21 protein-coding genes and 1 riboswitch are annotated in these 26,955 nt (G+C 39.9%); of the genes, 17 read left to right on the top strand and 4 right to left on the bottom strand.

Going from position 1 to position 26,955, the window contains the following annotated elements:
• Positions 1-110 precede the first annotated feature (110 nt).
• Positions 111-2,951, bottom strand: a complete 2,841-nt coding sequence (locus BQ5796_RS14920; protein WP_071460935.1) for a DEAD/DEAH box helicase — start codon at positions 2,949-2,951, stop codon at positions 111-113.
• Positions 2,952-2,976: 25 nt separating this feature from the next.
• Positions 2,977-4,593, bottom strand: coding sequence for an SWIM zinc finger family protein (locus tag BQ5796_RS14915; RefSeq protein WP_071461325.1), 1,617 nt, complete (start codon positions 4,591-4,593; stop codon positions 2,977-2,979).
• Positions 4,594-5,134: 541 nt separating this feature from the next.
• Between BQ5796_RS14915 and BQ5796_RS14910 the strand changes: the two genes are divergently transcribed.
• Together BQ5796_RS14910 and BQ5796_RS14905 are read left to right on the top strand one after the other, a co-directional pair.
• Complete coding sequence (locus tag BQ5796_RS14910; RefSeq protein ID WP_071460934.1) at positions 5,135-5,785, top strand: hypothetical protein; 651 nt, start codon at positions 5,135-5,137, stop codon at positions 5,783-5,785.
• Positions 5,786-5,796: 11 nt separating this feature from the next.
• On the top strand, positions 5,797-7,038 hold the full coding sequence (locus tag BQ5796_RS14905; RefSeq protein WP_071460933.1) for an efflux RND transporter periplasmic adaptor subunit: 1,242 nt from the start codon (positions 5,797-5,799) through the stop codon (positions 7,036-7,038).
• A 412-nt stretch (positions 7,039-7,450) separates the two neighbouring features.
• On the opposite strand, the gene BQ5796_RS14900 is transcribed toward BQ5796_RS14905, so the two are convergent.
• Positions 7,451-8,695, bottom strand: coding sequence for a C40 family peptidase (locus tag BQ5796_RS14900; protein WP_083413143.1), 1,245 nt, complete (start codon positions 8,693-8,695; stop codon positions 7,451-7,453).
• 213 nt (positions 8,696-8,908) lie between these two features.
• Between BQ5796_RS14900 and BQ5796_RS18170 the strand changes: the two genes are divergently transcribed.
• The gene (locus BQ5796_RS18170) at positions 8,909-9,070 is read left to right on the top strand and encodes a YwzD family small protein (protein ID WP_159431005.1); all 162 of its coding nucleotides are present in this window, start codon (positions 8,909-8,911) and stop codon (positions 9,068-9,070) included.
• 323 nt (positions 9,071-9,393) lie between these two features.
• A riboswitch (cyclic di-GMP riboswitch) is annotated at positions 9,394-9,478 on the top strand.
• A gap of 218 nt (positions 9,479-9,696) precedes the next feature.
• Here the strand turns inward: BQ5796_RS18170 and BQ5796_RS14895 are convergent.
• Positions 9,697-10,467 (bottom strand): SGNH/GDSL hydrolase family protein, encoded by a 771-nt coding sequence (locus BQ5796_RS14895; protein ID WP_071460931.1) that lies wholly within the window; start codon positions 10,465-10,467, stop codon positions 9,697-9,699.
• A gap of 188 nt (positions 10,468-10,655) precedes the next feature.
• Here BQ5796_RS14895 and BQ5796_RS14890 point away from each other — a divergent pair, with 188 nt between their 5' ends.
• From BQ5796_RS14890 to BQ5796_RS14825, 14 genes are all read left to right on the top strand, one after another.
• Entirely contained in the window at positions 10,656-11,387 is a 732-nt protein-coding gene (locus BQ5796_RS14890; protein WP_071460930.1) for a YveK family protein, read from the top strand.
• Positions 11,377-12,084, top strand: coding sequence for a CpsD/CapB family tyrosine-protein kinase (locus BQ5796_RS14885; protein WP_071460929.1), 708 nt, complete (start codon positions 11,377-11,379; stop codon positions 12,082-12,084). The genes BQ5796_RS14890 and BQ5796_RS14885 overlap by 11 nt, the downstream gene beginning before the upstream one ends.
• 127 nt (positions 12,085-12,211) lie before the next feature.
• Positions 12,212-12,976, top strand: a complete 765-nt coding sequence (locus tag BQ5796_RS14880; RefSeq protein ID WP_071460928.1) for a tyrosine-protein phosphatase — start codon at positions 12,212-12,214, stop codon at positions 12,974-12,976.
• A gap of 305 nt (positions 12,977-13,281) precedes the next feature.
• The gene (locus BQ5796_RS14875; protein ID WP_071460927.1) at positions 13,282-15,102 is read left to right on the top strand and encodes a polysaccharide biosynthesis protein; all 1,821 of its coding nucleotides are present in this window, start codon (positions 13,282-13,284) and stop codon (positions 15,100-15,102) included.
• An 18-nt stretch (positions 15,103-15,120) separates the two neighbouring features.
• Positions 15,121-16,008, top strand: a complete 888-nt coding sequence (galU, locus tag BQ5796_RS14870; RefSeq protein WP_071460926.1) for a UTP--glucose-1-phosphate uridylyltransferase GalU — start codon at positions 15,121-15,123, stop codon at positions 16,006-16,008.
• Between the two features lie 174 nt (positions 16,009-16,182).
• Positions 16,183-17,421, top strand: coding sequence for a DegT/DnrJ/EryC1/StrS family aminotransferase (locus BQ5796_RS14865; protein WP_071460925.1), 1,239 nt, complete (start codon positions 16,183-16,185; stop codon positions 17,419-17,421).
• Positions 17,422-17,575: 154 nt separating this feature from the next.
• Positions 17,576-18,205: a sugar transferase gene (locus BQ5796_RS14860; RefSeq protein WP_071460924.1), complete on the top strand. Its 630-nt coding sequence runs from the start codon at positions 17,576-17,578 to the stop codon at positions 18,203-18,205.
• Between the two features lie 34 nt (positions 18,206-18,239).
• A complete protein-coding gene (locus BQ5796_RS14855) occupies positions 18,240-19,385 on the top strand; it encodes an ATP-grasp domain-containing protein (RefSeq protein ID WP_200792889.1) in 1,146 nt (381 codons plus the stop codon).
• 33 nt (positions 19,386-19,418) lie between these two features.
• A complete protein-coding gene (locus tag BQ5796_RS14850; RefSeq protein WP_071460923.1) occupies positions 19,419-20,621 on the top strand; it encodes an ATP-grasp domain-containing protein in 1,203 nt (400 codons plus the stop codon).
• Between the two features lie 111 nt (positions 20,622-20,732).
• On the top strand, positions 20,733-21,872 hold the full coding sequence (locus tag BQ5796_RS14845) for a glycosyltransferase (protein WP_071460922.1): 1,140 nt from the start codon (positions 20,733-20,735) through the stop codon (positions 21,870-21,872).
• 27 nt (positions 21,873-21,899) lie between these two features.
• A complete protein-coding gene (locus BQ5796_RS14840) occupies positions 21,900-23,054 on the top strand; it encodes a glycosyltransferase (protein ID WP_071460921.1) in 1,155 nt (384 codons plus the stop codon).
• A gap of 64 nt (positions 23,055-23,118) precedes the next feature.
• Positions 23,119-24,432, top strand: coding sequence for an O-antigen polymerase (locus BQ5796_RS14835; protein WP_071460920.1), 1,314 nt, complete (start codon positions 23,119-23,121; stop codon positions 24,430-24,432).
• Between the two features lie 25 nt (positions 24,433-24,457).
• Positions 24,458-25,390 (top strand): ATP-grasp fold amidoligase family protein, encoded by a 933-nt coding sequence (locus BQ5796_RS14830; RefSeq protein WP_071460919.1) that lies wholly within the window; start codon positions 24,458-24,460, stop codon positions 25,388-25,390.
• A 65-nt stretch (positions 25,391-25,455) separates the two neighbouring features.
• On the top strand, positions 25,456-26,757 hold the full coding sequence (locus tag BQ5796_RS14825; RefSeq protein ID WP_071460918.1) for a lipopolysaccharide biosynthesis protein: 1,302 nt from the start codon (positions 25,456-25,458) through the stop codon (positions 26,755-26,757).
• Positions 26,758-26,955 lie beyond the last annotated feature (198 nt).

Raw genomic sequence — 26,955 nt, 5'->3', positions numbered from 1 at the left:
CACGCGCCCCCACCATGACTCGCCCTCACCTCCAACTCACCCCACACAAAAAACCGCCGAGACAACTCCTGTCCCGGCGACCTTATATTCTATATAACCCAAACCCGCCTTTAAGCCAGATTCACGAGCGCGTGCAAGTCGGCGGTGGAGAGTTCGGTGATCCAGTTTTCGCTTTGGATGATTTGGTCGTTGAGCGACTGCTTCTTCTCGAGCATGTCGTCGATTTTTTCTTCGAGCGTGCCTGTGCTGATGAGCTTGTGCACATGGACGAAGCGGTCCTGGCCGATTCGGTAAGCGCGGTCGGTGGCTTGGTTCTCGACAGCGGGATTCCACCAGCGGTCGTAATGGATGACGTGGTTGGCTGCTGTCAGGTTGAGTCCGGTGCCACCCGCTTTCAGCGACAGCAGGAAGATCGGGAATTTCCGCTCTTGGAAGTCGCTGATCAAGCTATCGCGCTTTGCTTTCGGCATGCTGCCATGCAGGAATGGCACCTCGACGCCGTATGCCTCCAACAGCGCATTGCGGATCATTTCACCCATTCCGATATATTGGGTAAAAATAATGCAGCTTTCTTCCTGCTCGAGAACACTGCCCGTCAGGTCGATAAGCTTCTCCATCTTGGCAGAGCGCGAGACGAGCCCATCCGGCTGCTCCTCTTTTAAATAGAGAGCAGGGTGGTTGCAAAGCTGCTTTAGCTTGCCAAGCATCTGCAGTATCAAGCCTTTCCGCTCGAACGCCGATAGTTCCTCTATTTTCGCGAAGGTGTCCTTGACGAGCTGCTCATAAAGCGACGCCTGCTCCGCGGAAAGCGGGCAGTATTCCTTCTGCTCCAGCTTGTCTGGCAGATTCAGCGCTACTTCCTTGTCCTTCTTCGTCCGCCGCAGCAAGAATGGACGAATCAGCCCCTGCAGCTCAGAAATTTTGCTCTTGTCGCCGTCTTTTTCAATCGGAAGGACAAATTTCTTTTGGAACTGCCCGCCGCTGCCAAGGTAGCCTTTGTTTGTGAAGTCAAAAATCGACCATAGCTCCGACAAACGGTTTTCCATCGGCGTCCCGGTTAGCGCGATATGGTGGCGGCCCTTCAGCTTCCGTACTGCACGCGACTGCTTCGTTTCCGCATTTTTAATATTTTGCGCCTCATCGATCGCCACAGTGCTCCATTCCACCTGCTCCAGTTCCTCGGAATCGAGATGTGTCAACCCGTATGATGTAAGCACAATGTCACTGTTCTTCACGATTTCTGCGAGTTTTTCGCCTTTCGCCCGCGATTGCCCGTAATGGAGATATACGTTCATGCTCGGTGCAAATCGCTCGATCTCTTTTTGCCAGTTGCCGAGCACCGATGTCGGGCAGATGATAAGCGAAGGTGCACCCTCACTCTCATCCTCGTTCTCTTTTACGCTAAGAAGGTAAGAGAGAAGCTGGACGGTCTTGCCAAGCCCCATATCATCAGCAAGCACCGCGCCAAAGCCGTACTTCCGCAAAAACAGCATCCAGTTCATGCCGAGCTTCTGGTATGGACGCAGCTCGCCCTTCAACCCTTGAGGCAGCGGCACATCCGGAATTTCCTTCGTCTCCTTCAGCTGGCGGATCATCTGCTTCCAATGGCGGTTGAGCTCGATTTGGATTTTTGCAAACGCGCGCGGATCGTCCGTTGCTTCGCCTGCTTCCGCCTCTTTCTCCGTAAGCTCCTGCTGCAAGAGGTCGCGGATATGCAAGCCTTCTTTGTCAGCTTTCACCATCAAACTTTGAATCTGGCGGATGAAGCCGTGGTCAAGCTTAATCCACTTCCCGCGCAAATACACGAGCCGTCTTTTTTCCTCGACAAGCCGCTGGAATTCTTCCTCTGTTAAATCGACACCGTTCATCGAGAATCGCCAGTCATAATCGACGAGCGCGTTCAGCCCGACGAACGACCTGCGATAGCCGCTTGTCTTCAGTTTCGCCTTCACCCGAAGATTCGCGTTTTTGACAGCTTCCCACCATGATGGCAGCAAGATTTCAATGCCGAGCGACATCAGCGTTTCGCTTGCTTCTGTTAAAAATAACCACGCGTCTTCTTCCGTCAGCTCAGAACGGAGGCGTCCAGGCTCCTCGCTTTCCAACCATGGAAAAACTGCAGTGAGTCTCGCCTCTTCATTTTCTATTTTTTCTAAAAAGCTCTCCCAACCTGCAGGATACGACGCATAGTCGCGTGCCTCGATCAGCATATCCGGCCGTTTTTTCCCGCGGAGGAAAAGCCTTAGCTCCCAATCGCCATCATCATCCAACGGTTCCTCAAGGCGAAGTCCAAGCGTGAATGGCGCAGGATCTTCCTTAATCCCAATCCACTCGAGCCAGCGCGCTTCGTCAAAATACGCACGCAGCTGCGATGCGGACAGCGACTTGTTGTGAAGAAGCTCCATTTTTTCGCCAAAAAGGTATTTCAAGCTTTCGTTCTCATGAAAATAAGCTTCGAGCGCATCGTGAAACAAATCAGAAACGAATTTCTCCACAGGCCAATCCTCGCCGTATTCCCGAATGGTGTCGTTCCAGAAATCTTCATGAAACTCATCGAGAATCTGCTGCGGCAAAATCCAGCGGAAATCGCCATCCTCCAGCGATGAAAAGTCGGGATGCCAGTCTTTTTCAAGGATGGCTCCATGAATCGCATGGGAGGAGGCAAGGCAGAGCTCTGAAAGGTCGTTCCATTGCCAGTCCACCATGCGGTTGAAGCTTTCCTCGGCAAAAAGCGTGACAAGCTGCCAGCCGCTTAACACGATGCCTGGAATGCCTTGATGGCTGCTCACCTCCAGCATCGTTCCATAAAAACTCTCCTGATGCCGGTTGAAGAGGAGGTGTTTCCAGCGCATCGGATCCAAGACGAGTCCTCGGTTATCCTGCGCGTATAGGAAATAACTCCCGTTGCCCTGAGGATGCAAATGAATTTCCGTTTCGTTCAGCTTATACATGGATGCATGCTCCTTCCTGTTGAGATTATTCCGCATGAATCAGCTTGCCGCGGACGCATTCTTCATGGAAGGCACGCAGCCGCTTGTTTCTTGTTAGAAGCATTCCGAAGAATTTTTCCCATTCCGAGACGCGCTTCAGCTTTTTATAAACAGTGCGCAGCTTTTTCAAATGGCGCACAGCCAGACGGTAGCTTGAGCGATTTTTTTGAGAGATAAGAACATCGACTGCCCGATGCAAAATCGGCAGCATCGCAGCAGGATTTTCTTTTTGCAAAATTTTCAGCTTATCAGTGGGTAATGCCTGCTCATCGAAATTCGCATAGCTGTACAATTCTACCCATTTCTCGAAATCGCCTTTTTCAAAAACATAGTATTCATATTCATTGAAGCTGTAAGGAAGCGATTGGACGAGCATCCGCTCAAGCAGCTCGACCCGGCCCGTCTCGTTGCAATAGTAGGAGACGAGGGAAAAGGCGTGGCTCACATAGAAGCGAACCGCAATGAAGTCGTGCAAGTTGTTCATGTAGGATTTGTTCTGCTGGACAAGATATTCGATGTAGGGACCCATCCTTTTCGTATCGGAAATCTTCAGTTCTTTCAGCCAGTATAAAAGGTAGTGCAGCGCTGGCTGTTCCGCTTTCCGGATGACTTCGATAGCTTCCTGGTCACGCCGCTGCAAAAAATAATGATGGGCGAGCGCCAGTTCTTCGGGAAAACCAGTTTTCCCTTCCATCAGTTTTTCTAATCTATCCCGTTCCTTCTCGCGCCAGCTTGTCTTGCGGAATAGAGTTGACCATAGAGAGCGGTAAATGTTAATGCATGCATGGCTGAATAAGTCTGGATGCAGCAGAAACCGCCCGGAGTCTTCTGCGAGGCGTTCCAGGAATGGATCGAACTCAAAAGGCATGCTGCGCTGTGCCAAATGGTAGGCCGATTCCTCGATTTTATCCTCAAGATTGTCGAACACATAGCCGTAAAATCGTTCCACCATCTCATTCGCAAAGCCTTGTTCCTCGCCTAAGTCCGTCAACAAGTGGAACGCTTCAATCGCGCTTACTAGCTCGTACAGCTCGCTGTACTCCGATTTGAAGGGGATCGACGCTTCTACCTGCCGGAAGTAGACTTGCACGAGCTGCGAGATGATATATGGGGTTGGCCTGCCATAGGAGGACAGAACGGAGCGAAAAGTCTCCTGAAACGATTGGGTCCAGCTGTCATAGTCAAGAGCAGGGATCCCCCCTGTTTTCATCAGTTCCTTTGCCCGCTGCAATCCGGCCTTCCCAGCTGCTGCCCGCTCGCGGAGCGGTCCGCACCAGTCCTCCACCCAGTTTGTTGGGCTGCCGATTTCACTGTATGCATGGAGAAACGCTGCCATCCGGTGGCGGCAAAAGGCTTCCTCAGGACAAGTACAGCTGCTGTCGGCAGGAGCGCTCAGCGAAATATAGATGCGCACAGGAGTCACGTCCTGCACCGTCGCCCATATCGATCCGCCCACAAGCTTCCTGTTCCGCACCATCCCCTGCTGGTACAGCATCAGCCCTTTCTGAACGATCCGCACATCCTCCTCTGACTCCGGCCGCAAAAGCTCAATCAGCTTCCGGCTCGTCTCAAGCAGCTGTCCATGCATGTTTTCCGGTATCATACTCAAGATGCCATTCCTCCTCATCCAAGGCCCCACTTCTACGGGCGCCCACTTTGTTCCTATATATAAGACATTATTGGAAAAAACAACAAGTAAAAAACCATATTCTTTTATTATAACGCAAGATCGGAAAAGTGAAATCAGGAAATGCTTTTTGGAGGGGAACAGGAGAGTCTTCGGTAAGTGTTGAATTTGTTAATTTTTACAAAATCGCCTTTCTAAATAATCAATGTCGAATTCGACAAATGGTTGGTTGCATCGTTCGAAAAGAGGCTCGAGTCATTCGAATTCATCGTCGAATCATGTTATTTCCCAATGTGCGGCATACGTGCATTCGCCCCCACACCCAAAAAACAGGAAAGCTAGACAGATTCCCCGAAAAAAAGCAGGATTTCACACCACTTTTACGGAATTATTCTGTAAGTGAAGTATGCCCTCAGGCACCATCTACAATCTTTGCATACAAATTACAATTGCCTGGATTCTTTTTTTGCTAAAATAGAGGCATCAAAACATAGAGACAACGTGGGGGAAGATAAACATGATGCTGTTGGAGGGCCTCAAGAATCCGAAATACCAATCAACGATTATTCGGGACAGTGAAAGGATAAGGGGGCTATGGTGGAATGCGGCGCTGATGGTACTTGCGAGCACCATCGTTTTTGCTGCGTCAGCCTGGTTTGGCGTGGGTTCAGAGTACCTGTCGCGAAAGCTGACAAGCGTATCGGGAGCGGAGTACGAAATGCATAAAGCCCTGTTTATCGTCGGGCAGGCACTGTGGGGACTTTTTTATGGAACGTGTATCTTGCTCGTCCCGGCCCTGTATTTCTGGTCGCTCAGCAATGTCAGCCTCAATAAGTTCCTTTATTTGCAGTTCCTTGTGCTGGCCATCTTGCTTGTGGAAAAAATTGTCGAAGTAATCCTTGCAGTCTCATTTGGACTGCCGGATATTTCGTCGCCTTTTTCACTCGGTATTCTTGGCCAGTATCTCACAAACAATAGTTTTATCATTTCTTTTCTGGCCTGCGTCACACTGTTCAAGCTGTGGATCATGGCTGTGCAGTACCGCTATGTAAAAATTTTCACAGGCCGAAGCAGAACGTCGGTCCTCACAATGGTCGTGGGGCTAAATATCGCGCTTTGGCTCTTGTCAGCATTATTTTCTATCATTAAGTTTGAGAAGCTAGTGTAGAGGGGGCGGGGATGTTGAACAAAAAGACGGCGATTATGCTGGCGGCGGGGGTGCTCTTCGTTTCATGCAATATGTACCTGGCGCTGAAAAGTAACGACAAAGTACACCGCTCTTCCTATCTTGCTTCGTGGGAAAAAGTAAAGTCGGAACAGATGAAATCGACTTTCGCCAGCGAGGGTGTGGTGACGCCATTTGAAGAGCATCATGTGTACTATAGCGAAAAGCCTGGCGGTTTCAAGGAATTTCTTGTAAAAAAAGGCGATAAGGTGGACGAGGGAACGCCGCTGTACCAGTATGCGTCCGATGAGGGAGACGCAGAGCGGCTGAAGGCGGAAAACGAAAAGAGCAAGCTCGAGCGTGAGGTTGCCTTGATAGAGGAGCAAATTCAGCAGCTGAACTACTTAAAATCTGTCTCTACCCAATCCGGCGGATCGACTGCCGTAACAGGCGATGGAACAACAGGAATGCCGTCGTCGAATTCGAGTGAAGTCGTGAGTGCTTCGATCGAAAAAGAGATTTATGACAAAGAGACGGATAAGGCCCGCATCCAAGAAGAAATCCAGAAGTATGCCGAGGTGCTCGAGGATAGCACGAGCGGCGACGGGCTCGGCATTAACAGCGAGGTAGCTGGAGTCGTGAAGGACGTGAACTACGACCTTAAGAATCCGATTATGACCATCATTTCCGACAAACCGAAAGTGGAGGGAACCTTCGCGGAAAGCGAGCTGCAGAAGGTCGAGGAGGGCATGGAAGTGATAGTGACTTCCCCTCTTTTTAAAGAGAAGCTCCCTGGTACGCTGACAAAGATTTCTTCTTACCCGGAAAGCAATCCTTCTGTGAAAAAGAAAAGCCGGTTCCCTTATGAAATCGAGCTAAGTGAGGAAAACGAAAAGCTCGTGAAGGGCGCGCATGTGGGTGTTGCAGTCGTGACCGAAAAGGTTCTTGATGCAGCGACGCTATCCGCGGAGGCCGTCGAGAAAAAAGGCAAGAAAAGCTATGCTTATGTCCTGAACGAAACGGGAAGAATTGAGAAGCGCAAGCTGAAGCTGGGTCTCGAACTGAATGGGAGGGCAGAGGCAGAACGCGGCGTGAAAAAGAAAGAGTACGTTGCGAAGAACCCTGACAATATCAAAAAGGCGGGAGACACCTTCTTCACACCATTCAAGGCAAAAAAAGTCGAGAAAAAAGCATTCAAAGAAGAGCGGAAAAAGTCCATTATCAAATACATCCTGGTCGGATTTTCGAAAAGATAGGGAGGGATGTCCAGTAAAACGAAGACGTTCCCTTATGAATCTCATTCACTATATTAACAGTAGTTAAATTGAATAGGCAGAAAGATTAAAGGACACAACATATTTTTTGTAACGGATATGTTATGTCCTTTCCTCTTTAACAAACGTTCCTTTAAGCGGATTTATTTACTTTTATAAAATCAATCATAGTGTAAGACTGGATTTAATGTTGATTAAAATGTGGGCTATCATAACAGGAAAAATACTCCCATTTCAACTATATCTTAAAAGATTAATCCTTGTAATCTCCAATATTTCCTTGTTCCATTTTCGTCTTCTAAAAAACTCTCCAAACCTAAAAAAATAGCCTGGCCCAAAAAACTGGCCAGACTTTCCATGTTTACTTCTCCGCACTCAGGATAAAAGTAAGAAATTAATAGAATCGCTTAAATCCTTCGAAATGCCTTTTATAGTAGGAAGAGTTCAAGCTCGAAACTGCTACGCCGATTCCGGTGTTGGCATGAATGAACTCGTTATTGCCGAGATAGATGCCGATATGCGAGATTCCTGGTTTATAAGTATTCTCGAAAAATACAAGGTCACCAGGCTGCGGGGAGTTTACATAGTAGCTGCGGTTATAATAGCCTGCTGCAGACAATCGGCCGATGTTTTTCCCGGCTTTGCTGAATGCATAGTAAATTAGCCCGCTGCAATCGAACCCGCCTGGCTGGCTGCCGCCCCAAACGTACGGTGTGCCCATAACGGCTTTCGCATGAGAAATCGCAGCTGCTCCAACATTTCCGCCTGCTGGCTGGGAAGGCTTGTTCGGCTGTGGAACAACGGCGCCGGCAGCTGAAACTTTCAATGTTTGCCCGACATAGATGGTATTGCTTTTCAGCCCGTTCCATGCTTTTAATTCGCCAACTGTGACATTGAACTGGATGGCAATACGGCTAAGGCTGTCGCCAGCCTTTACTTTGTAAGTGGCTGTTCCTGCTGGAGGTGCTGCAGGAGGAACTGGCGGCTTTGGCGCTGGAGCCGCTGATTCGGAGCTCTTTCCAGTGACAGAAAGCCTTTGACCAGGAAAAATAATGTGGTTGTTCAGCCTGTTCCATTCCATCAGCTGCCGGACGGTTATGCGATACTTGCCCGCGATCTTTCCGAGCGTATCGCCTTTTACAACGATATGCACCTTTGCGTTAACAGGAGGGGTCACAGGTCTTGCTGGCGGGCTTGGATTCGAATTAGACGCAGCAGACCCTCTTCCGGAAACCGAAAGTCTTTGGCCAGGATAAATGACAGTATTCCGGAGTCTGTTCCACTCCATCAGCTGCCGGACGGTCACGCGATACTTACCGGCAATCTTGCCAAGCGTGTCTCCTTTTGCAACAGTATAAACTTTGCTGCTGCTCCCGCTTCTTGATTGACGGGTGGGCTTCTGCCCAGAAGGCGCTTTACCAGTGACCTTTAATGTTTGGCGTACATAAATTAAATCATTGGAGAGGCCATTCAGGCGCTTCAAGTTGCTTACGTTTGTATGGAATTTTTTCGCAATATGACTAAGGGTGTCGCCTTTTTGAACGATATATTTATCGGTAGAAGCACTGGCAGTGCTGGCGGCGAATGCGGCGGAAGAAAGAATGGCGAATGCGGCCAAGGATGTGACTTTCTTCTTCATAATGTGACAATCACGCTCCTTTTCAATGAATTTATGGTACTATTAAATCATTATCAGATAGGCAAATAGAACCATATAATTTGGGTGCAGCAAATAAGCCTGCTTTTCTTTATATCGACACATATAGTTCAATTGTTTAGCTGGAATGGTATTTACAATTCAAAAAAAGTGCATTAAAATGTATATATTGGTGATTCAGGGAGGATTTTGTCAATGGAACACTATCAGGGGAAGATGGGGTTTGACCAAGACCAATTTTACGATATGATGAGGAAAGTGTATGAAACAGGCACGTCGGACAATAATATTACATTCGACCGTGTCATGGAAGAATTAGAATCCGGCTTGCGAAACATAATGAATGACAACGAATAATGTTAACAATGAACAGCACCCTCTGCTAAAAAAGGCGCGGGTGCTGTTTTTGTTTGTTTTGGTAAAAAAATTTACAATAAAAATTGGTTTAGGGACGGCGCGTTTGGGGTATAAAGGCTATTGGTTACAAAGCCGCAACTATTAAGAAGGGGAGTTTTGGAGCATAGCAAGTCTAAAGTTCCTGTAATAAAATTCTTATAAATGATATGCAAAGGCGGGATAAAATAAGAGAAAAACAATACACTCGTAAATCTTGGGAAATGTACAACTTTCTGTCAAATTTATGATAAAGAAATCTTCCAATTTGTCGATATAAAGCCTAAGGATTTTTAAGGCAAAATCATTGAAAAATGGTGACGCAAAGCTATAGGGGCCTCTGCCGAAGCGCAAAGCCAGCCAGCTGCCATCATGAGAGGAGAAAAAATGATGTCAAACTATGCTTATCTTACTCCAGAGGCAAAAGAAAGGAAGAGAAAACAGAAAAAAGTATTGATGTATTTCTCTTTTATTCTATTAACGATAGTAATTACGACTGTAATGACTTTATTGGTAGGATCAATGTAGTCTTAGCGGCGAATAGGAAAGGAGCCATCGCATTTTGCGGGGCTCCTTTCCTTGTTATATTGTTATTTTGAAATGAGGTAGTCTGTCAAATATTGCGCCCATAATTTATGACCTTCAGAGCTTGGTAAACTACCATCTTCTTCAATATACTCTTTTAGTTCTTCATTTTTCATTTCAGGCCATGCTGCCCAATGATCAATGTATGGAATGTTATTCTCAGTTGCGTACTTTTTCAATGCTTCCACTTGGAAAGGATAATAGCTCGCATCAAATAGCGGATTTGGCGGTTGAAGAATCAACGTGCTTCCCGGATTTGCTTCCTGAAGTTTCTCCCTTATTGCGTCAATATTGCTGTGAGATTCTTCAATCCGGACAATACCATTGTCCTTGAGGGTGAGCGGCTCTAAAATCGTCATATCTGGTTTTAATGAAGCAAGCTCGTCCGCTTTATTCTGGGATAGAAACTCGGAAGATGTCATATCATACTCGCGGGTTTCCACCACAACAGCAGATTCGTAAGTCTCTTTAAGATTCTTGCTTACTGACGATGCCCATCCCTCTTCCTTTCCAAGGGCAGGTGAGCCGGCAAGGAGAATGACGAAAGGCTTCTTCGTTTTTAACGATTTGGAAAAACCGTCTAGTGCTGGTTGGGGCCAGTTGGCGGCATAATTTACCAATGCATCGCTATCAATAGTGGACACAGCTTTTGAACCCACTTTTTTACTTGCAGCTGGAATGGAAGAACTGTTTGTTTTTTGTTTCCATTCCATTGTTCCTAAGATCAGTGTTGATATGCAAATAATGAAAAGTAGTACGATAGACAGTTTTTTCATGGTGGCTTCTCCTTTTGGACAAAATAATCGACAAATTACCTATTCCATTTCTCTGGGATTTTTGTTTAATTAAAATTAGGGATATATTCTTCTATGTTAAAATTATGACAAGAGTAGACAATTTTTACAATAGTTTATGCTATAATACCAAGAGATTGTTACTTTATAGATGGAGGATCAAAGATTATATGGAAGAAACTATTAGCCTTAAAGACTTGCTGGCTACCTTAAAGAAGCGCTTGGCTCTCATTATTGCCATTACGCTTACAGCAGTGACTGCAAGTGCCGTTGTGAGCTTTTTTGTATTAAATCCTGTTTACCAGTCTAGTGCAGATATCATCGTGAACCAAAAGGATGGAAATCAAGAGGCGATGTACAATTCGAATGTCATTCAGACAAATATCCAGCTCATCAATACGTATAGCGGGATTATTAAAAATACAGCCGTCCTCAAGCCGGTGATTGAACAAATGAATCTCGATATGTCTGTTTCCGAGTTGAAAGGAAAGGTGTCAGTAGAAAGTCAAAATGAAACACAAATCCTTACCATTTCCGTAAAGGATGAAGATCCAAAAAAAGCGATGGAAATTGCCAATACAATAGCTTCTGTATCGGAGAAGAAGATTGCTGATTTGATGAAGCTTAATAATGTTCAAGTCATGAACAAAGCTTCTCTTGAAGAAAGCAAGACACCGATCGCGCCAAAGCCATATATGAATATTGCGATTGCGCTTGTTGTCGGGTTGATGGCAGGAGTGGGACTAGCCTTCTTGCTCGAGTACTTTGATACGACGATTAAAAATGAACAAGATATTGAAAACCTGATTGGTCTGCCGATTCTTGGTTCTATCTCTGTAATGGAAGGATCAAAAATGGATATGAAAGTTAAACGCGGAAGGGGCGAGCAGCTTGGGGCTTAGAAAGAAGAAACATCCAAAATCTATGGGTGGACAGCGGAGAATACTCATTACAGCATACGACCCTAAATCCCCTGTATCAGAACAATATCGCACCATCAGGACAAACATCCAATACGCTTCGGTGGATCGTGAGATTAAAGTCATTCTTGTCACCTCAGCGGGGCCAGGAGAAGGAAAATCGACAACAGCCGCTAATCTTGCTGTTGCTTTTGCCCAAGCAGGCAATAAAGTGCTGATGGTAGATGGCGATTTAAGAAAGCCTACAGCTCATTTCACCTTTAATGTACCAAATACTTTTGGTTTAACCTCTGTTTTGACGAAGCAGACGACTCTTGATGATGCCTACAGGAAAACCGATGTTCAAAATCTTTTCATTCTTTCCAGCGGTCCTATTCCGCCAAATCCCTCTGAAGTGCTAGGCTCAGAGAGCATGGATGCATTACTGGAAGAAGCGAAGTCGATGTTTGATATTATCATATTCGATACGCCTCCAGTACTTGTTGTGGCAGATCCGCAAATCCTTGCGAACAAAGCAGACGGCTCTATTCTTGTCACATCAAGCGGAAAGACCGATATCGAGGGTGCTAAAAAGGCGAAGGAAATCCTTGCAAATGCCAAGGCTAAGCTGCTGGGCGCAGTGCTTAACAACAAAAGTATTAAAAGTACAGATTATTATTATTACTACAACAATAAATGATCGACGCGATTCGACAAAAATAGACGAAATACACCCTTTACCACTCTATGGGTAGGTGTTACTATATTATGGTGATTAAAACGAAAGAACTAGTAAATATACATTTTATTGGAAAGAGGATAAGTCTGTGATCGACATACATTCTCATATACTACCAGGAATCGATGATGGTGCCAAAACGGTGGAAGACAGCCTATTGTTGGCAAGGGCTGCAGTGAAGGAAGGAATTTCTGCTATCATTGCGACACCCCATCATCGAAACAATCGTTATGAAAATTCAAAGCAAAAAATCGCTTCAGCTGTCGAGATGCTGGACGAGGTACTGAAAAAAGAAGGTATCCCTTTAAAGGTACTTCCTGGTCAAGAAACAGCGATCTATGGAGAGATTGTCGAAGATTATGAGAAAGGCGAAATCATGACGCTGAACGGCACCTCGTACCTTTTTCTAGAACTGCCAGCCGGCCATGTGCCGCGTTATACAGAAAGGCTGCTATTCGATTTGCAGGTAAAGGGACTCATACCGATTATCGTGCATCCAGAGCGGAATGCAGAGATTCAGGAAAGACCAGACATTCTTTATAATCTAGTAGAAAAGGGAGCCTTGGCTCAGCTCACAGCCACGTCCATTGCAGGGAAGTTTGGCAAAAGAGTAAAGGCGTTCTCAGCGCAATTACTGGAAGCGAACCTTGTCCACTTCATTGCATCCGATGTACACGATCTCGAAAAGCGAAGTTTCCGCATGCGAGAGGCCTTCGAGGTTATCGAAAGCAGCTATGGATCTGACATGGTCTATCTATTGAAAGAAAACGCCGAACTGCTTGCTGAAGGCAGCAATGTTTATAAAGAAATCCCTGAAAGAGTGAAGAAAAAGAAGTTTCTTGGTTTATTTTAGAAATAGAGATGGAGAACGGTAAATAAATAGGTGTCAGATCCGTTTCTGGCCGGCGATGCCTCCTGTCCGTTACCCATGGAGGCACTCGATCATGCTGTGGGATGCGACATGCAGTCCTTAGACACGTACTAGTTGTCAATAGCGTGATGTGAGGGCGGGTTAGATGCCCATTTTTATCCTACGAAATAGTCTATAAATATGCGAGATTATTTATAAATATCTAACGAAAATGGATGTCAAGACGTAGATTTTCGTTAGATATTTATTTTTACCAAAAACCAGGAAATAATTACAGGGGGAAAGAAATGAGATTTCGTTACAGGCTACTGTTCCTAGCAGCTTTAGATTCGCTTTTTATATGGTCTGCAGTCTATTTAAGCTATAAAGTGCTGCATCCGTCCATAATATCTTTTTACGAAAGGGATATTGTAATAAGCGCGCTCGTGATGATTGGATGCTACCAAGTTTTGGCGTCGGTGTTCCTGCTTTATAATAAGGCTTGGGAATATGCCAGCATTGGAGAACTTCTTGGAATCATTAAAACAGTAACGCTATCAGTCATTGGAACAGCTGTATTTCAATATTTCGCGGATCTTGAATTGTACGCAAGAGGAATGGCTTCTATCTGGATGCTGCTGCTTCTCATGATTGGTGGCTCCAGGTTTTCTTGGAGAGCATATAGAGATCAATATATGAAACCGACTAAAGAAATGAAGAAAGTGCTAATCATTGGCGCCGGTCAAGGCGGCTCTTTAGTCGCAAGGCAGCTCCATAATAATCCGGAACTGGGATTGAAACCTGTCGCTTACATTGATGATGACAAGTATAAACAAAGGCTTCAGATTCATGGTATCCCCGTAGCTGGAGCAACCCAAGATATCGGTGCATGTGCAAGAAAGTTTAATATTGATTTGATTGTCATCGCTATCCCTTCTCTAAATACGAAGGAATTAAACCGCATTTTCAAGGAATGTTCCGAGATAAAAGTGAAAACGCAGATCATGCCAAAGATCGAAGACGTCATGCTTGGCCGCGTTTCGGTTAGTGCCTTCAGGGACGTTCAAGTGGAAGACCTGTTAGGACGCGAACAAGTTGAACTTGATATTGAAGGAATATCCGAATACGTATCCGGTAAAACAGTGATGGTGACAGGAGCCGGCGGTTCCATTGGATCAGAAATTTGCCGTCAGATCTGCGAATTCAATCCGGGAAAGATTGTCCTTTTAGGGCATGGAGAAAACTCCATCTATTTAATTGATATGGAGCTTCGGAATTCTTATGGAAATGTAATCGATATCGTGCCGGTTATTGGAGATATCCAAGACCGCAATCGCATTTTTGAAGTGATGAACGCGCACAGGCCGGATGTTGTGTACCATGCTGCAGCTCATAAGCATGTGCCGCTGATGGAGTGCAATCCGAGAGAAGCAGTCAAGAACAACGTGTTCGGAACAAAAAACGTTGCAGAAGCTGCGGATACGTTTGGTGTAAAGACATTTGTGATGATTTCTTCCGATAAAGCAGTAAATCCAACGAATGTGATGGGCTCGACAAAGCGAGTTGCAGAAATGGTCATCCAAAAGCTGGATCAGGAAAGCAAAACAAAATTTGTGGCAGTCCGGTTCGGAAATGTCCTTGGAAGCCGAGGGAGCGTCATCCCGCTTTTCAAAAAACAAATCAAGGCCGGTGGACCGGTAACGGTTACCCATCCGGAAATGACCCGCTACTTCATGACGATTCCAGAAGCATCGCGGCTCGTCATCCAGGCGGGATCGCTGGCACGCGGAGGAGAAGTCTTTGTCCTTGATATGGGAGAGCCAGTCAAGATCGTCGACTTAGCGAAAAACTTGATTAGGCTTTCGGGATATTCCATTGAGGAAATCGGAATTCATTACACGGGAATCCGACCAGGGGAAAAAATGTTTGAAGAGCTCCTCAATGAAAGAGAAGTTCATCCAGAGCCAATCTATCCGAGCATTTTTATCGGTAAGGCAATGCATGACCAGGACAGAGAAGTAGAATATTTAATAAATCAATTTGAACACTTTACACAGGAACAATTAAAGACGTATGTCATTAACCTTGCGAACAAAAGAGAAAATGACATGCTTTTGGTGGCAGATTAATATTGGGAGGTAGAGAAATTGAAGAAAATCCGTAAAGCTATCATACCTGCAGCAGGGCTTGGGACAAGGTTCCTGCCGGCGACAAAAGCAATGCCGAAAGAGATGCTCCCAATCGTGGACAAGCCTACGATTCAATATATAGTAGAAGAGGCAGTTCAGTCAGGAATTGAAGATATTATCATTGTAACGGGCAAAGGCAAGCGGGCGATTGAAGACCACTTTGACTTTGCGTCAGAGTTGGAGCAGAGTCTAGAAGAAAAAGGCAAATTGGATCTTCTCGAGAAAGTGCGTTACTCTTCTAATCTTGCCGATATTCATTATATTCGTCAGAAACAGCCAAAGGGTCTTGGCCATGCAGTATGGTGTGCAAGGAACTTCATCGGTGACGAGCCGTTTGCAGTGCTGTTAGGCGATGATATTGTCCAAAGTGAAACTCCTTGTTTGAAACAACTCATTCATGTATACGAAGAAACTCGGTCGTCCGTAATCGGCGTACAAACTGTGCCGGATGATGAGACCCACCGTTATGGTATAGTCGAACCGTCCGTGCAGGAAGGCCGGAAGTATCAAGTGGAAAACTTTGTCGAAAAACCAGCAAAAGGGACGGCCCCTTCTAACCTCGCGATCATGGGCAGGTATATCCTGACTCCGGAAATATTTATGTTCCTTGATCAGCAGGAAAAAGGTGCCGGCGGTGAAATCCAACTAACTGATGCAATCCAAAAACTAAATCAAATTCAACGCGTCTTCGCTTATGACTTTGAAGGACAGCGATATGATGTAGGAGAGAAATTTGGCTTTGTAAAGACAACGATAGAGTTTGCCTTGCAAAATGCGGAAATTAAGGATGAGTTAATGGCTTACCTTGATGATATTTTAAATTCGAAAAGAGTCAAATCAAAATAATGGCTTTACTAGCTCCTTTTTTATGAATTTACTTCATAAAAAAGGAGCTGAATTTTGTTATTAATATTTAGTGGATTAGTAGTTAGTTGGAGGGATTACCGTTATCCAGTTAAGTACTAAACTACTAAAATTAAAAATTTGTGTGTAAATAAACCGTAAAGCGAGGAAGGTTAAATGATCGATACAGCAGGTAGAACTATCCCATTTTCCCCACCCGATATATCTGAGACAGAAATACAGGAGGTGGTTAAAGCATTAAAATCCGGCTGGATTACAACAGGCCCTAGAACAAAAGCATTTGAAAAGAAGATAGCCCAGTATGTTGGAATCAATAGAGCTGTTTGCTTAAATTCTGCTACTGCAGCTATGGAACTCACTCTTCGTATCTTGGGAATAGGTCCCGGTGATGAGGTAATTACTTCCGCATATACTTATACTGCATCTGCTTCCATAATAGAACATGTGGGAGCAAAAATTGTCCTTGTTGATACCGCACCCGATTCATTTGAAATGGATTACTCCAAATTAGCAGAAGCAATAACTGAAAAGACTAAAGTGATAATACCTGTAGATATTGCAGGAAAGATGTGTGATTACGATACTATATATGAAATAGTAGAAAGCAAAAAGAAAATATTCAACCCCAAAAACGATCTTCAGTCGTTATTTAATAGAGTAATTGTTATGACTGATGGAGCGCATGCATTTGGGGCTATTAGAAATGGTATGAAATGTGGACAAGTTGCTGATTTCACTTGCTTTTCTTTCCATGCTGTAAAGAACCTCACAACAGCTGAAGGGGGAGCTGTTGTATGGCGTAATAACCAAGGATTAGATGATGAATGGCTTTATAAGCAATTTATGCTGTACAGCCTTCATGGTCAATCAAAAGATGCACTTGCTAAAGTTCAAAAAGGCGCATGGGAATATGATATTGTTTATCCTGCCTATAAATGCAATATGACGGATATTATGGCTAGTATAGGCCTAATCCAGTTAGATAGATATGAAGGACTGTTGCAAAGAAGAAAAGAGATTATTGAGACGTATGATAGAGCTCTCTTACCATTAGGCATCATAAGCTTGCAACATTACGGAGAAAATTTTTCTTCTTCAGGTCATCTTTATTTAGTTAGAATACCTGGAATTAGTGAAAACCAGAGAAATGAAATTGTTGTTAAAATGGCTGAAGCTGGAGTTGCGTGTAACGTCCATTACAAGCCTTTACCAATGTTTACGGCGTATAAGAATTTAGGATTTGATATTCACGATTACCCAAATGCTTATAAGCAATATGCAAATGAAGTCACGCTTCCTCTTCATACTCTATTGAGTGATGAAGATGTAAAATATGTGGTTGAGAACTTTAAAAAAATTATGCTTGAAGGATTATATGTTAAACAAAGTCTTTAAACATAGAATTTTGAAATTAAACAATAGAAATTTATATAACATCTATTTAACTGTAAAAAAAGAGGAGATTAAATCTTTTGCATATTAAACGAATTAGAAGCTATACAGTTAATCCTTTCTTTATTATTAACATTATTAAATCGGGAGGAAAAAAATGTATAAAAAATTCATTAAAAGATTTTTGGATATATTAGTTGCATTAGTAGCACTACCCTTTGTGGTACTATTGATTTTGGTTATTGCGCCATTTATTTATTTAGAAGATCGTGGGCCGATTTTCTACAATGCGAAAAGGCGTGGCCGAAATGGTAAAGCATTCAAGATGTACAAATTTAGGTCTATGCATGTTAACGCACCAGATTTGAGAAATGAAGATTCTTCAACATTTAACAGTGATAATGATCCTCGAGTAACAAAAGTTGGGCATTTCTTAAGAAAAACATCTCTTGATGAAGTACTCCAATTCCTTAATGTACTAAAAGGAGATATGAGTTTGATAGGACCAAGACCCAATTTAACTTCTAAACCATTGGAAGCTCTCGATGATTACGAGTTGAAAAGAATCACTATCAAACCGGGGATTACTGGATATAATCAAGCGTACTTTAGAAACTCAATTCCACAAAGAGAAAAATATGTAAATGATTGTTATTATGTAGACCATATTTCATTTGTTTTAGATATTAAGATTATTTTGCAGACAATTAAAACGGTTCTTTTAAATAAAAATATTAATACAAATACATCAGAGAAAGGTAGTTTATCTGGTAATCAAAATGATTAATAATAAAAAAATGCTTATCGTAGGTGGATCTTATTTGCAGTTGCCAGCAATAGTCAAGGCAAAGGAAATGGGACTTCATGTTGCTATTGCCGATTTTAATTCAGATGCAATAGGTATCCCCTATGCAGACAAATTTTATAATGTAAGCACTATAGATGAAAAAGGGGTATATGAAGCGGCTAAAGACTTCTGTGCAGATGGGGTTATTACATTAGCAACAGATATGCCAGTGCGTGCTGTAGCATACGCTTGTGAGAAACTCGGATTAATTGGTATCTCATATGATGCGGCATTAAAATCTACAGACAAAGGGGAAATGATCAAAGCTTTTGAGGCAAATGGAGTTAAACACCCTTGGTATTTTATTTTAAAAGAACTTGATGAACTTAAAAGCATAGAAAGTAAACTAGTTTATCCTTGTATAAGTAAACCAGTAGATAGTTCCGGTAGTAGGGGTGTTGTCCTTATAAACAGTCAGGAGGAACTAGAAACAGCTATTGCATACAGTTTATCTCATGGTCGAAATGCAGGGGTTATCATTGAAGAGTACATGCAAGGTGATGAAGTAAGTGTAGAAATAATGGTTTATAATGGTACAGTCCATGTATTAGCTGTTACTGATAAATTGACAAATGGGGCACCACATTTTGTTGAAATGCTTCACAGTCAGCCAAGTTGCTTAGGTGATGAAAATATATGCAGAATTAAAGAACTGGCAATAAAGGCTGTTATAGCTCTTGGGATTACAAATGGACCAGCTCACGTTGAAATCATGTTAACTAAGAATGGTCCGAAGATAATTGAACTAGGAGCTCGAATGGGAGGGGACTTTATCTCAACACACTTAGTTCCTCTTTCTACAGGAATTGATATGGTGAAGGCTGTAATCAATATAGCATGTGGTGAAGATGTGGATTTGTCTCCAAATCTTAATAAAGGAAGTTCTATTCAATATATATCTGGGGACAAAGGCTATATAAAAAGTATTGAAGGGCTAGACACAGCGGGCAAAATAGACGGAATTTTTGAGATTAAGATGTTGAAAAATGTAGGAGAGCAGTCAAGGGAAATTTGTAGTAGCCATGATAGATTAGGCTATATAATAGCACAAGGTTCGACAGCAATTGAAGCAATGCATATTTGTAAAAAAGCTGCGGGTTGTATAAAAATAAAAATTTGATTATTGATAGCTGAATGATAAAGGAGAAAAAAAATGTTTGATAACAAACGATTGTTAATTTTAGGAGCAGGAAGAGGACAGATTGGATTAATTAAAACAGCAAAGGAAATGGGGATAAAAACAATAGTTGGTACTTTGCCAAATAATAATCCACCAGGGATAGCTATTGCTGATGAAGTATGTCATATGGATATTTCGAATCCCGATGATGTTCTTACAAAATCGAAAGAGTTGAATTTAGATGGTATAGCTACATGTTGTTTAGATACCGGAGTTACTGCTTTAGGAAAGTCTTGTGATCAACTTGATTTTATAGGGTTAAGTGAAAATGCAGCAGAGCTATGCCAAGATAAGCTAAAAATGAAAACAGCATTAATGGAGAATGGAGTTAGTACGGCAAAATTTTTTAAAGTTTCTACAGAGGAAGAGCTAAGCCAATGTCTTCAAAATTTAATGTTACCAGTAATCATAAAGGCAACGGATTTACAGGGAAGTAAAGGAATATATATTGCCCATACAGAAGAAGAAGCGTATGAAGGATATAGAAATACAATGCATGATACAAAGAGAGACTATTGTATTATCGAAGAATTTATTGAGGGTTGGGAATATGGGGCACAATCATTCATTTACAATGGTGAAATTTTATTTGTTTTGCCTCATGGAGATGAAACATTCATGAGTCATACAGCAATACCTGTGGGACATTATGTACCGATTGAATGTTCTGAGGATATACTTCAACAAACTGAAGAATGTATACGTAATGCAATAAAAGCTTTAGGCCTTGATAATTGTGCGGTTAATGTCGACTTAATAGTAAAAGATGAGAAAGTATATATTATTGAACTTACTGGCCGTGTAGGTGCAAATTGCCTTCCTGAATTGGTATCTATTAATTATGGAATTAACTATTATGAAATGATTAGTGCAATGGCAGTGGGTGAGGATCCTAGACTTATATGGGAAAAACGTGATAAAGAACCTAATGTTGGTTTAGCTAAAATGCTCTTTTCAGAAAAGGAAAATGGGATTCTAAAAAATATAGAATACACTGGTATAATAGATGATGATATATTAGAAATCACTTTTTTTATTAAACCAGGTGATGAAGTTAGAGCCTTTGAAAGTTCAAATGATTGCATTGGACAAGTAATAGTTAAAGGTAAAACTCTCGAAGAATGTGTTGATAAAATTACAAGTATTGAAAAGAAAATTGTAATGGAATTAATATAAAGTTTTACTAATTTTGAATCAACATATTATAACAGCTTTCCTCTAGCAAAAAAGGTATTACTGATTTAGCTAGAGGAAAGGATATTATTAATTCTTGTACGAGGTGTAATAGTGAATCTTTTAGTAATAGGTAGAGGGTACCCCGAAGTTGAAACTGGGTTGATTGGAATTTTTGAGTATGAACAGGCAGAGGCTGTTTCAAAATTCTACAGTGATTCTGTTAAAATAGTATATGCCTTCTGTGATAATCGTTCAATTTTTAGATTAAGAAGGTTTAATAGTATTTCAAGGGAAGATAAAAGTATATTCACTTACGGGAAGTATTTTCCAATTGGTGGTTTTCCTACTTCAGTTTTTAATAAAATTAAATCAAAATTAAGTATTACAGTTCTAAAAAAAGCGATTAAGAAATACGGGAAACCAGATATCATTCATATTCATTTTCCGATTATTACTTTAACTGAAGAAATATGGGAATACTTAATTTCTTTAAAAAGCAAAATTGTGATCACTGAACATTATACTAGAGTTCAAACTAAAGAATTGACAATTCAACAAATAAACTTACTTAAAAAGATATCGATTCAAGCGGATAAATTTCTATGTGTTAATGATATTTTGCCAAAGGTCATTAAGGAATTAACTGGGGTAAATAGAGAGTTTATTGTAGTACCAAATGTTGTTTCTTCAGTATTTACTAACATATCAGAACCTAATAAAGATATTTATCGTTTTATTGCGTTAGGTCGACTAGTTAAAGTGAAGAAATTTGATTTAATAATTGAGGCCTTTTCAAAAAGGTTTAAAGATAATCCTAATATAGAATTGATCATTATTGGTGATGGTGAGGAATATGAACCCCTTAAGAAGAAAGTCTCTTCTCTAAAAATGGAAAATAAAATTAATTTAACAGGATTTTTGGATCGAGAAAAGACAGCCAAATTACTAGGGAAAAGCAATGCATATATTTCAGCCAGCACTGTGGAAACCTTTGGGGTGCCAGTCATTGAGGCAATGTCTTGTGGGAAACCTGTCATTATAGCCGATACCTCACCTATAAAACAGTATATTAACAATGCTAGGGGTCTTTTGTTTAAAGTAAATAATGTTGATGATTTAGCAGATAAGATGGAAGCAATGTATAAACAGCGTTTTAACTATAACCATCGTGACATATCGGATTATGCAGAACTCAATTTTAGTGATGAAGCAGTAGCAAAACAACTGTATTCAATATATTGTGATGCATAAATTACCAAGTTTATGAGGAGATAGATTATGAGGATACTAATAGTTTCTCCCTTGTTTCCACCTAGCGCATCGGTAGCAATAGTGCGAATTTCGAGTTTGGCACATGCGTTTTTAAAAAGAGGGCATGAACTTACTATAATAAGAAATGAATACGATGACGAAGTCAAACAATTATTAAATAGTAATACAGAGTTAATTGATCTTAAAACATATAAAGTGAAAATGGATCAATCAGTTAGGTTTCCTGAAGCGAGTAAGCGATATAAGACTGTTTTTAGAAAAGTAATGGATAATAATAATTTTGATTTAGTTTTTATAACAGCAGGGCCTTTTTACACCATTCCTCTATGTCAAGTTGCAAAAAAAGAATATAATACAAAATGCATAATCGATTATCGGGATCTTTGGATTTTTGACATGAGAAAAAAGCTAGACTTTTTCAATCCAATTAGTATAGCAAAAAAGATTGTTTACTTTCCAATAGAGAAAAAAAGTATAAAACATGCTGACTTAGTGGTTACCGTTACTGAAAATTGGAAACAAATCTTAAAGAAGGTTTATAGAAATGGTAAATTCGAAGTTATTGCTAATGGATATGATGATGAACAATTGCACCAATTGGGCTTTACACAAGATTATCCTTATAATGAGAATTTTGTTATATCTGCCTTTGGAAAACTTTCATATTACTCAATTGAATATGGAGTCAAATTTTTCAGTGCTATGAAGATAATTAGTGAAAAGTATCCTAACTTACTCATTCTTCATATCGGTTTACCTGAAAAGGAAACAGAAGAAGCCATTAAGATCAGTGGTTTCGATAGAGAAAAATATATAAATACAGGATTTGTAAAGTATACTGATGGGATACAGTTACTTCAACATTCTAATGTAAACGTAATTATTGATGTTAGAAAAGGAGCAATGGGAACAAAATTCTATGATTATGTCTATATTAATAAGCCATTAATATATTTAGGAAAGAAAAATACACAATTAGACCATCTAGTTAATAGATTTGAAAATGGATTTTCATGTTATAATGAGGTTGATTTGGTAGATAATATCGTAAAAATTATAGATATGGAAATTTCTTCGTTGACAAACAAAGGAAATATGCGGAATTATTCACGCAGTAAACAAAATGGTAAATATTTAACACTAATAGATGAGTTGTTTTAAGTAGCAATAGAATTTGCAAATACAAATTTAGTGGCAAGAGTCACAATTGTTAAGGAGAATATTCGTGGTATATATCTTAGTTTTATTTTTGGTAGCTTTTACTTTTGTAGGTTACCTTAAAGAACGAAACATTTATAATCCATTATTTTTAATGAACATAATGTGGCTGCTTTTTACTACTCTTTCTTTTTTCGCCTTTTATGGAGTGGATAGACCAAGCAATAAAACCTATAGTATGATTCTTCTAGGATTATTAGCTTTTAATATTGGTATCTTACTTATGAATAATAGATACTTTGTTTTTAAAAAGAAAATGCACCCAAATAATATAAGTAAGAGTAGGAGTAAGGGTAATAATTTTAATTATAAACTATTATACATTTTGTATACAATGGTAATTATATTTCTCGCCTCTCAATCATTAAATGTAGTTCAGCTATTGCTGAATGGCTATTCAATGGATACTATAAGACATTTGTATGTTGATAATTTGAATACATCAAGTGTTGTTGTAAACTTCAGAGGATATATATCTACACCAATAGTATATTTATCATTACCTATTTTAGCTATAGATTATTTTAATGGAAAACGTGATAAAGTATTAATTTTTATGACTTTTGGAATGGTTGCATTATGGGTATTATCTTCGGGGGGCGGTCGTTCCATACTGATTTGGTTAATTCTTTACTTTTTCTTTGCAAAACTGATTTTCGGGGAAAAAATTAGTTTGAAATTAAACTATAAAACAAAAGTAGCAATAACCATCGGTATATCTTTAATAATATTCTATATGATATTTATGAGTATTGAAAGAAAAGTCGATTTTAATTTATTTAAAGAGTTTTTTATTTATTTTGGAGTTCCGATAATTCATATGGAATATCGAATAAATGTAATTGACACTCATTTCCCGAATTATTATAGTTTTGGTTTATCTTCATTAAACGGATTAACTCAAACATTTTTCCTGACTTTACGTGTTTTTAAGGTAATTGGTTCATATCCGGATCCCTTTTTAAGGGCTAATGAACTTTCCTTCGAAGTATTGGAAACAGGGATAAACGTTGGTGGAGAAATTACTAATATGAATGCTTTTGCTACAATATTTTATCAGTTTTACATAGATGGGCGGATTTTTGGTGTAGTGTTAGGTATGTTTTTTTTCGGTATATTTGTGGGTCATTTTTACTCTAGAATGATGTTAACGTTCTCAAATAAATACGTTCTTATTTATTTGTTGTTAGCACAGAAATTAGTTTTCTCTATGGTTAGGTTTTACTTTAATCAAGTCAATCAAACAATCAGTTTTATTTTAGCTTTTTTTGTTTTCACTTATGTTTATGATAGGTACAAAAGTGTAAAAGTAATCAAATAATATATTAAATTTAGGAGTATATAATGTGAATATCAGAACCAGATTAAAGGAAAATCAGTTTGTTTATAGATTGTACCTTAAATATAAATTTTCCAAAACAATTAAAATTTGCGAGGAACGCAAAAGTTTAAATATTGAAGAAGTTAAAAAAATTATTGAACATGATTATTATAAAAGAATTAATGAATCAATTGATTGGGAAAACCCCAAAAAATATACGGAAATAATGCAATGGAAAAAATTATATTCACAAGATTATCGTAGAACGGAATATTCAGATAAAATTCTTGTCAGAAATTATGTTAAAAATGTAATAGGACAGGAATATTTAATACCACTAATAGGTAAATGGGCTGCATTTGATGATATAGATTTTGATATGCTTCCAAACTCTTTTGTACTTAAGACTAATCATGGATCAGGTACTAATATTATTGTAAAAGATAAAAATAGATTTGATAAAAAGACTGCTAAGATATTAGTCAATGGATGGATGAAGACTGATTTTGGGTATAGTCATGGTTTTGAATTACACTATTCGGATATAACTAGAATGATTTTTGTTGAACAATATATTGAAACAAAAGGAAACGACTTGCAAGATTATAAATTCCTTTGTTTTGATGGGAAAGCCCACTTTTGTTGGGTAGATGTTGATAGAAACGGAGATCATAGGAGAAATGTTTATGATCTTAATTGGGATTTACAGCCGTGGGGTCAAGTAAAGAAGAATACCGATAACGTTATACCGAAGCCAGAAAATTTCGAATTGATGATCACTTTAGCTGAGAAACTTGCTACTGGGTTTTCTCATGTAAGAGTTGACCTTTATAATGTTGATGGGAAAATATACTTTGGGGAAATGACGTTTACCAACGGTAGTGGATATGATTTGATCTATCCAAGAAAATATGATCTCAAACTAGGTGAATTATGGAAAAATTTCAGAGAGGATTAATTATTTAGCAAAATCTAAATTTCATTAATTACTAATAACAGTTTTACAAGGGTGTTAAGACAAATATGAAAAGTAAATTTCAGTTAATACTAAAAAAATCTTTTGTACGAAATGTGATTGTAATGGTTACCGGAACAGCAGCGGCACAAGCTATATCAATGGTACTCTCCCCTATTACTACCCGTTTATATGGACCAGAAGCTTATGGTTTAATGGGGTCATTTATAGCTATTGTGGCCATCTTGGTACCTATTGCATCTCTCACATATCCAATTGCTATTGTTTTGCCTAAAAGCGATTTAGAGGCAAAGGGTCTTATACACCTTTCTTTAACTATTTCTACGATAATTGCAGGGATAATGTTTATAATTCTTTTATTGTTTAACCAAACCATTATAAATTTATTTAATTTAAGTGAAATTAGAGGCTTTGTATATTTAATTCCTTTAGCAATCCTCTTTGCAGGAATACTCCAAGTAACAGAACAATGGCTTATACGAATGAAACAATTCAAAATTTCTGCTAGGGTAACTTTTATACAAGCTCTTATAACTCAAGGAAGTATTGTATGCATTGGTGTTTTTTACCCGTTAGCTTCAATATTGGTAATTATTCAATCTTTGAAAGATGGGCTTAAAGCCTTTTTAATAATGTTATTTATGAGGAAAAAGGAAGGAAATAAACTATTAAAAATTAATAACAAGCAATATTCCAGAAAAATTCTTTTAAAAAAATATTATGAATTCCCTGTATTTAGAGCTCCGGAAGCATTCTTAAATGCGCTCTCTCAAAGTTTACCAATTTTAATGTTAACTAGTTTTTTTGGTCCGGCATCTGCAGGTTTTTATTCAATTTGTAAAACGGTTCTAAATATGCCAGCACAACTAGTTGGTAAATCAGTTGGAGATGTGTTTTATCCAAGAGTAGCTGAAGCTGCTAATAATAAAGAAAATGTTACGGGATTAATTAAAAAAGCAACACTAATACTTGCGTTTATTGGAATAATCCCGTTTGGGATTGTAATAATACTTGGTCCTTGGCTTTTTAGACTTGTATTCGGTGTAGACTGGATAGATGCAGGAGAATACGCAAGATGGATTTCGCTTTGGTCTTTTTTTGCATTAATAAATATACCTAGCGTCAAATCTCTTCCTGTGTTATCTGCACAGGCATTTCAATTAAAATATACTGTTTTTATGTTAGTGACTAGACTTGTTTTGTTAGGTATAGGATATTATTTTTTTAATAATGATAAGATAGCAATAGCTCTTTTTGGCATATCAGGTGCACTTCTTAATTTAGGTTTAATATTAATTACATTCAAAATAAGTAAGAAATTTGACAAAGTTAGAGTGGGTAAAAACTAAACCAATGAAAAAAGTCCGTATAATAATAGGGAAAATGCTATTTTGTTTAACCATTTTTATCAATAGCGTCGCATAAATATTGGTGTAATTTTCAGTTGATTTATCTTTCTTTGTTATAGCCAAAAAAACAAATCCCAACCAAAGGTGGCTTCATCCATTTGGAAATTTATTTACAAATAAACATGTGCAACAACGACA

Source organism: Bacillus massilinigeriensis, from assembly GCF_900111815.1.
Taxonomy (GTDB): domain Bacteria; phylum Bacillota; class Bacilli; order Bacillales; family Cytobacillaceae; genus Mesobacillus_C; species Mesobacillus_C mediterraneensis.
The sequence above is the reverse complement of the archived record's forward strand: the minus strand, read 5'-3'. Positions and strand labels throughout refer to the sequence as shown.